Genomic DNA, 10,967 nt, shown 5'->3' on the forward strand with positions numbered 1-10,967 from the left:
GGTAATCCTTTAACTAGGTAGGTGATGGTCCAGTTGAACAATGAAGAGGCAAAACAGCAACTTGAATCAATCTTAAATAAACAGGAATACCAGGCTTATTATAAAAACCACGAATCCTTTATTGGAATGTGGTGGGATAGGGCAAAGGAATGGATAGGAGATCTGTTATCAGATTGGTTTCGTTCATTCGAGCCAACTAGTGGTGTATCAGAAGGTATATTAATGATCATTGTTATTGTCGCTATATGCCTAATCCTATTATTAGTAGTCTATCTATGGAAGAATGTTAGTCGAGCAAGGAAGTTTCGTGCTTCACCAATTCAAACCTTACATGAAATGGACTGGACATATGAAAGACATATTACGGAAGCGGAAAAATATGAAGAAAAAGGAAATTACACATTAGCAAGTAGACATATGTTTTTAGCGTTACTCTTGTTCCTTCATGAAAAAGAATGGTTAGAGGCTAAGATATGGAAAACGAATTGGGATTATTATGAAGAATTAAGTAAAAGAGACCGAAGTCAGGCCGAGCAGTTTTTTGAGCTGACACTTTTGTTTGATGAGGCTACTTATGGTGAAAGAAACATTGAACGAGATGAACACCAACGTTATCGTTCTAGTATTCTAAATTTATTTATCCATAATCCAAGAATTAATCAGCAAGGGCAGGTGGATTAATTGGGAAAATATAATTTCCAACCAAAAAAGTGGACAATGATTGGTGTTGTGTTACTTGCCTTTGTACTAATCAGTTTTTTCTCTTTTTCTCAGAATCCTAAAGTATATCCGGACTTTGTATCTACATCGCCGTCTCCAACTGGTACGAAAGCGATATATTCTTATTTAGAAGATAACCATTCCTCAGTAACACGATGGTCTCAAAGTCCGGATAAACTTCCTTCAAATGAGGCAAAGCAATTACTGATTATGGTGGAACCATCTTTTGTAGAAGATACTAGTAAAGTGGAAAAATACGAAAAATTTATGAAGGCAGGAAATACGATTCTGTTATTTAAAGAAAATCCTAAAGGTTTTTTTGGTATTAATACAGAACCAGTTGTTGAATACTCACCACAATTGATAGAAAAACCTATTTCTCTATTAAATCAGCAAGAAGAGCAAGTCTCTGCTGTGGTGAGCTCGCAATATAGGCTAGTTAAGCCTAAAAATGAAGAGATTGAATCGTTGTATCAAGATGACAATGGTATAGTTGCTTTTGAAAAGTCATATGGAAAAGGATCCTTGATTGTTGCTGTAACTCCAGATTGGATGACAAATCAAACTATTCTAGATGCAGACCATTTGGATATTATCTTATCTTTATTAAACAATCAATATGGAGAAAGTAATCGGATCATTTTTGATGAGTATGTCCACGGACAAACGGACAGTTATCTTGGTTGGAAGGTCTATCCGCAATACTTTTTAGTAACCTTGTTACAAGTTATCTTACTAACTATCCTATGGTTATGGTATAAAGGGAAAAGATTTGGTGCGATTATTAATCCTAGAGAAGAGTTTGTTCGGTATAGTGACGAAAGACTAAAGGCGCTATCCATTTGGTATTTAAAAGCAAATAAATATCGAGATTCTTTACTTGTTCAATCACAGTTTATAAGAATTAAGCTACAGGATAGATGGGGAATAAGTGCTAATAGAGATTGGTCGGAAATAACTGATTTATTAGCTAAAAAACTGAAGCGTCCTAACGCAGAAATTTTAACCTTCTACCATGATTTAAATAAAGTATTAGAACAACAAAACATTAGTAAACAAGAATATCTATTATGGTCCAAAAAAATGGATCAATTTAGGGAAGAGGTGGAGCAAGCATGAGATCAGAATTATCTACATTGCTTAACAGGTACGATCAACGAATATTAGGTCAAAGTAAGAATATTAGAATGCTACTTTCAGCCGTACTTTCGGGCGGTCACGTATTGTTAGAGGGTGTACCAGGGACTGGAAAAACACAAATGGTACGAACTTTAGCTAGTCTGATAGGTGGCTCTTTTAATAGAATTCAGTTTACACCAGATCTACTACCAAGTGATATTACTGGAAGTACAATTTATAACATGAAAGATAGTTCTTTTCAAACCTTGAAAGGACCTATATTTTCAAACATATTGCTAGCAGATGAAATTAATCGTACGCCAGCCAAAACACAAGCAGCCTTATTAGAAGCAATGGAGGAAAAACAAGTTACCATTCAAGGTAAAACTTATCTTCTGCCTGATGTATTCTTTGTTGTTGCTACACAGAATCCAATTGAATTTGAAGGTACATATCCACTGCCAGAGGCTCAACAAGATCGGTTTTTGTTTAAACTTTTAATTGACTTTCCTAGCTTTGAAGAGGAAGTTGCTGTGTTAAGGCAAGTGATTGAGAATACCTACGATGAATCACAAGTAGAGTCAGTTGTTGATTTAGACACTTTCTTGGAAATACGTAAAGAAATTAAAGCCGTTACGATTAGTGATACTGTGGTCCATTATATTATGGAATTAGTAAGAAAAACTAGGGATTCAGACTCTATTCGTGTCGGGGCAAGTACTAGAGCTGCTATATCAATCGGTAAAGCTGCACAAGCTTGGGCCTATCTAGCAGAAAGAGACTATGTTACACCTGATGATATAAAAGTTGTCGCAAAACCAGGTCTTAGACACCGAATTCTTTTATCTCCGCACACAGAATTGGAGGGGGCATCCATTGATCAAATCATTGAAGAACTGGTGGGGTCGATTCCTGTTCCGAGATAGCGGTATATTACCAACTAAAAGATTATTAGTTAGCTATCTTGTACTCTCAGTACTTTTAATTATAGGTAGTCGGATTGGTGCTACCTCGTGGGAAGTTGTTTTTGGGGCGAACATTGTAGTTATTGGGATTAGTTTTCTAGACCTATTTCTTTCGCCTAGTAAGAAAGAAATCAGCATAAAGCGAGTAATAAATAACGAGATAGAACGTGGGATACCTTATACCATTAACCTATCGATAACAAATACTTCATCTAAGAAAGCTTACTTTCAACTGAAGGATGGGTTACCCGCTACTTTTAAGTCGACATTTCCTCTTGTTGGAGAAGTGGATAAGCAATCCACAGCGAAGAGCAGTTACACATTCGAAGCACTTGTTCGGGGGAAATACAACATTGAAAAATTGTATTTTAGGTACACAGGAGTATTAGGGTTATGGGAGAAACAAAAGACGTTTTCTTTAGAGCAAATAGTAAAGGTCATTCCTGATTTAACAGAAACGAAACAGTACTTGGAAAGTGCTCAAAAATTTTTGTTGCATGAAGGAAGTAAAATTCGTAAGCACCAACAAGGTGTTGGTGAATTTGCGAAAATTAGAAATTATGTCGTTGGGGATGATCCGAGAAAAATAAACTGGCGGCAAACAGCTAAACTACAAGAAGTAATGACTAACGAATATGAACCAGAGCATGGGAAGTATATTACTGTATTAATTGATTGTGGAAGAATGATGGGTGCAGAATTAAGTAAAGTAAATCGCTTGGAGAAATCATTGGAGTCTGCAATAACTTTATGTGCTGCAGCTCTTCAGAATGGGGATTATGTTTCTGTACTTGCATTTGGTAAAGAAGTAAAAGTGTATGTTCGAGCTGCTAAAGGAATGGCACATTTACAAGAAATAATCCATGCTTTATATAATATTGATGTAGAAGCTTCAGAATCTAATTACACTTCTGTTTTTCAGTATTTACAAACGATGCAGAAAAAGAGAAGCTTTATTCTTTTGTTTAGTGATATACATACATTTTTATATGAAGAAAGAGGGTTACAGTACTTGAAAAGGCTAAGAAGGCGTCATGTATTCTATATGATTGGGATTGAAGATGAATTGCTGCAGAAAAGAGTTAAAGAAAGATCGGTGAATGTTCAAGCAGCAATGTTGAAATCCGTTGCCCAGGAACAGTATCTATTCAAGCAAGAAGAAAAAATGAAATGGGAAAAACAGGGACTTCATTTAGTGGAAGCCCCTGAAGAAAAATTGGCAGTGACAGCTGTTTCTTATTATATTGATATCATGAATCGAGGTTTAATCTAGTTCTTTTTTCAGATAGTACCTTACCGATCACCATGTATAGGATCAAGCCAACTACTGTTATAATTGCAACTAAATATTTGGCTTCTAGTGATATTTTGGCAGGTGTGATAAAACCCTCTATTACACCTGCCAAGACAAATAATGGAATCGTACCTAATAATAATTGTACGGAGCGTTTGGCTTGTTCTTTTAGTTGGTATATTCGCGAAAAATTACCAGGGACAAATAATTTGTAACCCATTAAAAGACCTGCCCCACCAGCAATGAAAATAGCTGTTAATTCTATCATACCGTGTGGGACAATATAAGCCCAAAATTCATATGTTTTATCGTAATGCCAGAAAAGTGCAGCCAGTGCTCCTACTAGGATTCCGTTATAAATTAACAAGTAAAACGTTAGAAGCCCAAAAGTTATTCCACCAGCAAAAGCTAGGACAGCTACTTGTATGTTATTAGTCATAATACTAGCTGACATCAAGGAGGCGTCATTAGCTGAGTGTTCATTACTACCTAAACGGTCAGGATCAACACTTTGAACCATATCTGCTGGAAGTATAGAATAGATATGTAACGGATCCTCGTAAACGGAGAAAAAGCTAGCTAAGCCACCAAATGTAAATAGGCACATGGCTATTATGATGAACTTCCACTGTTCTAAAAGTAGTCTAATAAATTTCGAACTTAAAAAGTGATATATTTGTTTAAAGCTTGATACTTGGTCTTTGTAAAGTATGTTATGAGACTTAGAAACCAAGCCATTTAAATAGGCAGTGACCTCCTCATTTTGAAAATAGGTTTGGCTAAACGATAAATTTTGTGCAGCCTTTTGATAAAGGAGGTCAAAGGAATTAATATCGTTTTTGGATAGATGGCTTCTATGTTTGGAGAATGTATCGACTAATTGTTCCAGTTGCTTCCAGTCATTACGATTTTCTTTTACGAATTGTTTAATATTCATGTAAACACTTCCTTTAGGGAGAGTCATTTGCAAAGTTTAAAGTTGTTTTACAATCATTATAGTTATTTTTTGGAAAAATAGAAACAGGTAATGTAAATAAAATATATATTATGGGAAAGGGGTTAAGTAGTTGTCACAGGAACAAATAAATATTAAAACACCCGAATATGTCTCTTTGCAATTCAAATCTGCGGGGCTTGGCAGTCGTTCTGCAGCCTATTTATTTGATTTGCTCGTACTGTCAGTTGTTAATTTAATAATTGTAATCTCTACTATATTAGTCATAAGTGGGGATTTTTCTCAATTTATCTTATTTGGTGATGTAGCCAATACTACACTTGCTATCATGATTATTTTACTGTTTATAATAAATTGGGGTTACTTTTTTGTTTTAGAGTTTTTTTTCGGTGGGAAAACACTTGGTAAACGACTAATTGGCATTAGAGTCATACAAGAAAATGGTCACAGTATTACCCTCCTGTCTAGCTTTGTTCGTAACTTCTTACGTATAGTCGATTTTCTCCCTGCAAATTATTTTGTAGGAATGTTAATGGTATTCTTCCACTCCAAGCACAAGAGATTAGGTGATTTGGTAGCAGGCACAATTGTAGTACATGAACGAAAAAGCAAAAAAGGTAAACAAACAGCAATAGATAAAGAAATTAGTCAAAGAGGGCTAACGAAAGATTATCTGCGACTAGAAGAGTGGCAAATAAAAGCTTTTAAAGAGAAAGATTGGAAATTAATAAAGACGTACAGCAATCGTTTCCTTCAAATTCCTTTAATAGAGAAAAACAGTTTAACGAAACAAACTGCTCATATAACTTTGCAGAAGATTGGAATGCAGATGGAGAACAAAACCGAAACAGAATTGGAAAATATATTATTCGTTCTGTATTTATATCTTCAGGAAGAATGGGAATATGAACTTTAAAAAAGGTGCAACAGTTAGTTACTAGCTGTTTGCACCTTTTATATGGCTTTATAAAGGAACTCAGTTGTAAATAATGTCGAAAAAAGTAATAAAATGATTATTTTTGTACATTTATTTAAAATATTTATGTATAATTGAGAAAAGTTACTAGTCGAAAGGAAGAGATTATATGCAACCCAACAAACAACTTAGATTTATTTTAATCATATCCTTGGTTGCTATATGTATAATTGCTGGCATTATATTATTTAAATCACTAGATATCTTAGAAAGGTTATATACAAGAGGAGTTGAAAAGGCGGAAGTTGTTATATTAACTTCAGACGTAATAACTGACCAGAGTTGGGGGAGTTTGGCTTATAAAGGGAAATTAAAAATAGAAGAACAGTATCCAACAAACGTCACTCTACACAGTGAATTAAAAACTAGCAAATTAAAGGAAGAAATGATTAGTAAGGTTGTAGCCGGTAAACCAGATGTTATCATCGGACATGGAAGAGAGTTTTCTGCCTTTTTTGCTAAAGTAGCAACTAAATTTCCACATATTAATTTTGTGACTATTCATGGAAATGCGATTCATAGTAATCAATCTGTCTATACCTTTGATCAAGATCGAGTAGAGTATATCGCTGGTATTATTGCAGGGATGAAGACAACTAGTAATAAAGTGGGTTTAATCGATGCATTTGAAGCTCGTGAAAAAAATACTGGATTCGAAAAAGGTCTTATGAAAAATAATCCACATAGTACGTTGGATTATCGAGTAGTCAACAGTAGAAATGATGGTGAAAAGGCACTTCAAATAGTAAAGGAAATGATAGAATCTGGTGTGGATGTTGTATTTACAAAAGGAAATGGCTATAACAAGGATGTTGTTAACTATGCTAAAGAAAAGGGTATTTATGTGATTGGTTATTTAGAGGACCAATCCTATATGGGAAGAGATATCGTACTTACTAGTGTGCAAAATGATGTTTCCCAAGCTTATGTTGTGTTAATGAAGGATTATTTTAGTGAAGAAGGGTTAAGTTCTGGCAAAAAAATGTTGGATCAAAGTGATGGTGTATATGAGCTAGCACCATTGGGCCCGATGTTCACAGAAGAAGAAAAGCAAATACTGCAACCAGAAATTAAGAAGCTTAGTAAATGATATAGTCTTCCACAAAGATTGGAGAATTTGATTATGAAATTGTTAAAACAGCATATGTCTTTTCGTAATCGGATCTTAACAATTCTCCTTACGATTACGTTCATATTTAGTGTTTTTTCAATCATTCTGGTCTATACGATTAGTAATGTCACTAATATTACAAATGATATAAAAGAAAGAAATATACCAAGTCTAGTTTGGTTATCCTATTGGGAGAGGGAACTAGAGCTAAAAGAGAATATGGTATATGACTCTCTGGCCAATGACTTAAGCCAAGATTTTATTAGTGCATACCGAATTAAAACTAATGATGATGTGACTGTATTGAAACAAGATATCCCAGAATCACTTGAACATTTGGAACGGGAAGTTAAATTGTTAGATTTTTTAATAGTCAATGATGTTCAAGGATTGTTACAGTATGGTGATGTTGATGCAGCCGAAAAAGTATTAACTGAAAATTATTTACCAAAGTTAAATGATTTACAAAATCAAATCAAAAATGCTGGAAATATTGAATATGCAGAATTTAATGACAATACCGAAACTTATCCTTCTATTATTAAAACATCTATTTGGTTGTTAATTAGTTTAATGTTAGGGTCAATTGTAATTTCTTTGTTTGCCTCTTATAGAATTAGCAAAAGTTTAACGAAACCGATTGATTCTATGATAGAAAAAGTAAACAAGATTGCAAACGGAAATTATGGATTGACAGTAAGCAGTACGGAGCAAGTTGAATTACAAAGTTTAGCAAGTTCCATCAACCAGATGTCCTTTAGTTTAAAACACTCTTTTCAAACAATACTACTGGATAAACTAAAAAGGGAGCAGATATTCGATTCTTTACCAGTCGGGATCATTACATATGACAATCAGACAAGAGAATTTAGTGGAAATTCATTTGTATATGAACTGTTTTCGATACCAACCATTGAGAATCATTTATCTGCCCAGTTAGAGTTTATTAATAACGATTCCTTAAAACCATTTTGGGATATTTTATATTCTGGACTTTCTTGTTTTAATAAAAAAATAAGGTATGAAAAAAACGGTAATACAAATTATTTACTAGTTTCCCAAACTGATTTAGTAGGTAGTGAAAATGAAGTAACAGGAAGAATTTTTTATTTTATTGATATTACAGAGACAGAGACACTAGAAAAACGGATGTACTTATCTGAAAAGCTTGCATTAATTGGGGAAATGGCTGCTTCTTCTGCTCATGAGATTCGTAATCCACTTACTGTTATTCATGGTTTTATTTCACTGATGAATTCTACTATGAGAGAAGAAGATAAAGAGAAATTTCATGTGAATTTACTTCTAAAGGAGATTGATCGATTAAATTCTATAGTTGGAGAAATGCTATTAATGGCTAAGCCTAATCAACCCAAAAAAGAAAGTATAAGCTTAAAAGAAATTATGGATGATATCCTACCGCTGATAAAGAATTCATCTTTGTCAGATCAGATAGAATTTAAACTAGATTTATCTCCTGCTATTATTCAAGTAGATTCTAAGCAGATGAAGCAAGTATTGTTAAACTTGATACGGAACAGTCGTGAAGCACTTGAAGGCAAGGGGGAAATCTTAGTTAGGTCTAAGGTAATAAACAATATGTATTATATCTATCTGGAAGATGATGGTCCTGGCATTCCTGCTGAAATAAAGTCTTCTTTGTTTGAACCATTTTCAAGTTCCAAAGAAAGCGGTACGGGATTAGGTTTAAATATCGTGAAAAGAATCATTGAAAATCATGACGGCACGATTGAATTGGTAGATACATCGGAAAAGGGAACCAAGTTTCTAATTAAATTAAATATGAAAAATGGTTAGAAAAGGAAGCATTAGTTATGCCTCCTTTTTATGCTGTTGGCAATGTTCATCCTAGTTATAAAAATCTGATTCTTTAAACATATTTTACCTAGTTTATCCAAGGAAGAATACGCATAAACTACAATTAGCATATAAACGAAGAAGGTGATTTCTTAAATGTCCATATATGATAAAAAGCAGAAATGTAAAAGTGGAGATGTCAAAGATATTGAACACCAAATTACCTATCCTGGTCAGGAAGAATTTAATCTAAGAAATGTAAGTTTTTCTCCTGGTGAAAACAAATATTTAAATGGTGATATGGAGCAAGATGAAAATGTCCGATAAAAAAAGAGACCAGAAGAGGCAAAGAGAACATGCTTTTTCGGAGGAACTATCTGATGGCAGAGAGAGGGACTATATAATTGCAGATCGAAGTATAGAAGAGAAACTAAATAAAAGTAGGAAGGATAGGTAAATCCTTTCTGCTTTTTATCATGGGTTTTATTGTAATTATGGTAAAATTATAGTAAAGTTCTAGTAACACGACAACAAGGAGAAAATCATGGGTGAAGTAGTTCAATATTATGTGGTAAATCAAGATTTAACGATGTCTGCGGGAAAGGTTGCCGCTCAAGTTGCACATGCGGCTACACAAGCGGTCCTAGTATACCATCAAAACCAGTTATTTCGGGAGTGGTTAGAAACTGGGCAAACAAAAATTATATTAAAAGCCAGTGAAAACACGCTCAACATGTTAATAAAAGAGGGCTTTGTTTATATTAAGGATGCTGGTCGAACTGAAATAGCTTCAGGTAGCCTAACTGTAGTAGCATTACCCCCTTTAAACAAAGATGAGGCTAAAAAATACACGCAACATTTAAGCTTGTATTCTTAAAAGCTGGTAGTTAGTCCATTAAAATTGAAACACATCAACAAACTTGATACTATTAACTTACATATTTAAGTAAATACCTAGGAGATGATTTAAATGGAATTTAATCTATTTATGAATGATGTAGTTAACTCTGCTAGAAAAGATATTACAGAAGCTGGTTATCAAGAACTTACCACTCCTGAAGAAGTAGATCAAGCGCTAAGTCGCAAAGGGACAACATTAGTAATGGTAAACTCTACTTGTGGCTGTGCTGGTGGAGTTGCTCGTCCAGCAGCAGCTAACGCTATCCATTATGATAAAAGACCAGACCACTTAGTAACAGTATTCGCTGGACAAGATCGTGAAGCGACTGAGAGAGCTAGGGAGTATTTTGAAGGATTTCCACCATCTTCCCCATCATTTGCATTACTTAAGGATGGTAAGATTGTGACAATGGTAGAAAGACATGATATCGAAGGCTTTGGTGCAATTGATGTTGTGAATCGACTTCAGAAAATTTTTGATGAGAATTGCCAAGAGGTTTAAGAAAATGTGAAAATCTCATGTCACTGACATGAGATTTTTTTGTGCTCTTATAGGAAGGATAACAGGTCTTTCGTATGGAATACTATTTTTAAACAAAGTTCATTACATAAACTTTATTGCTTTTTTATTGCACAGTTGAGATAAAATCATTAGCAATTGCATTCTTTAATTAACTGAGTGCAAAAACGAAACTGTAGATTGTGACGGGAAAGGTATTCTAACGTCCTAACGTGGCGAAATTAGAAAAACTATAAGAATTCGCTTCGTTAGAGGGCTCCTTACGTCGTGAAATTAGAAAAACTAAAAGAATTCGCTTCGTTAGAGGGCTCCTTACGTCGTGAAAATAGAAAAACCAAAAGAATTCGCTTTGTTACAGAGCTCCTTACGTCGCGAAATAAGAAAAACTAAAAGAATTCGCTTCGTTAGAGGGCTCCTTACGTCGTGAAAATAGAAAAACCAAAAGAATTCGCTTCGTTAGAGGGCTCCTTACGTCGTGAAATTAGAAAAACTATAAGAATTCGCTTCGTTAGAGGGCTCCTTACGTCGTGAAAATAGAAAAACCAAAAGAATTCGCTTTGTTACAGAGCTCCTTACGTCGCGAAATAAG

At 34.3% G+C, this 10,967-nt stretch carries 12 protein-coding genes; 11 read left to right on the forward strand and 1 reads right to left on the reverse strand.

What is annotated here, in order from left to right:
• Nucleotides 1-24 precede the first annotated feature (24 nt).
• Genes H7K77_RS15230 through H7K77_RS15245 form a run of 4 tightly spaced genes read left to right on the forward strand, consistent with a single transcriptional unit; the run spans nt 25 to nt 4,077 of the window.
• Complete coding sequence (locus tag H7K77_RS15230; RefSeq protein ID WP_222599389.1) at nt 25-681, forward strand: DUF4129 domain-containing protein; 657 nt, start codon at nt 25-27, stop codon at nt 679-681.
• Entirely contained in the window at nt 682-1,839 is a 1,158-nt protein-coding gene (locus H7K77_RS15235) for a DUF4350 domain-containing protein (protein ID WP_186578870.1), read from the forward strand.
• Nucleotides 1,836-2,765: an AAA family ATPase gene (locus H7K77_RS15240; RefSeq protein WP_186578872.1), complete on the forward strand. Its 930-nt coding sequence runs from the start codon at nt 1,836-1,838 to the stop codon at nt 2,763-2,765. The genes H7K77_RS15235 and H7K77_RS15240 overlap by 4 nt, the downstream gene beginning before the upstream one ends.
• On the forward strand, nt 2,716-4,077 hold the full coding sequence (locus H7K77_RS15245; protein WP_186578874.1) for a DUF58 domain-containing protein: 1,362 nt from the start codon (nt 2,716-2,718) through the stop codon (nt 4,075-4,077). The genes H7K77_RS15240 and H7K77_RS15245 overlap by 50 nt, the downstream gene beginning before the upstream one ends.
• On the opposite strand, the gene H7K77_RS15250 is transcribed toward H7K77_RS15245, so the two are convergent.
• Nucleotides 4,055-5,035, reverse strand: coding sequence for a stage II sporulation protein M (locus H7K77_RS15250; RefSeq protein WP_186578876.1), 981 nt, complete (start codon nt 5,033-5,035; stop codon nt 4,055-4,057). The two genes, H7K77_RS15245 and H7K77_RS15250, sit on opposite strands and share 23 nt — an antisense overlap.
• Nucleotides 5,036-5,165: 130 nt before the next feature.
• Between H7K77_RS15250 and H7K77_RS15255 the strand changes: the two genes are divergently transcribed.
• From H7K77_RS15255 to H7K77_RS15285, 7 genes are all read left to right on the forward strand, one after another.
• On the forward strand, nt 5,166-5,969 hold the full coding sequence (locus H7K77_RS15255; protein ID WP_186578878.1) for an RDD family protein: 804 nt from the start codon (nt 5,166-5,168) through the stop codon (nt 5,967-5,969).
• A gap of 169 nt (nt 5,970-6,138) precedes the next feature.
• Nucleotides 6,139-7,119: a BMP family ABC transporter substrate-binding protein gene (locus H7K77_RS15260; RefSeq protein ID WP_186578880.1), complete on the forward strand. Its 981-nt coding sequence runs from the start codon at nt 6,139-6,141 to the stop codon at nt 7,117-7,119.
• 33 nt (nt 7,120-7,152) lie between these two features.
• Entirely contained in the window at nt 7,153-8,958 is a 1,806-nt protein-coding gene (locus H7K77_RS15265; RefSeq protein ID WP_186578882.1) for a sensor histidine kinase, read from the forward strand.
• A 156-nt stretch (nt 8,959-9,114) separates the two neighbouring features.
• Nucleotides 9,115-9,285, forward strand: coding sequence for a hypothetical protein (locus tag H7K77_RS15270; protein WP_186578884.1), 171 nt, complete (start codon nt 9,115-9,117; stop codon nt 9,283-9,285).
• The gene (locus tag H7K77_RS15275; RefSeq protein ID WP_186578886.1) at nt 9,275-9,415 is read left to right on the forward strand and encodes a hypothetical protein; all 141 of its coding nucleotides are present in this window, start codon (nt 9,275-9,277) and stop codon (nt 9,413-9,415) included. Before H7K77_RS15270 ends, H7K77_RS15275 begins: the two co-directional genes overlap by 11 nt.
• A gap of 87 nt (nt 9,416-9,502) precedes the next feature.
• A complete protein-coding gene (locus H7K77_RS15280; protein ID WP_186578887.1) occupies nt 9,503-9,835 on the forward strand; it encodes an aminoacyl-tRNA hydrolase in 333 nt (110 codons plus the stop codon).
• 93 nt (nt 9,836-9,928) lie between these two features.
• On the forward strand, nt 9,929-10,360 hold the full coding sequence (locus tag H7K77_RS15285; protein WP_186578888.1) for a BrxA/BrxB family bacilliredoxin: 432 nt from the start codon (nt 9,929-9,931) through the stop codon (nt 10,358-10,360).
• Nucleotides 10,361-10,967: the final 607 nt, after the last annotated feature.

The sequence above is a fragment of the Aquibacillus kalidii genome (assembly GCF_014280935.1).
In the GTDB taxonomy this organism is placed as follows: Bacteria; Bacillota; Bacilli; order Bacillales; family Amphibacillaceae; genus Aquibacillus_D; species Aquibacillus_D kalidii.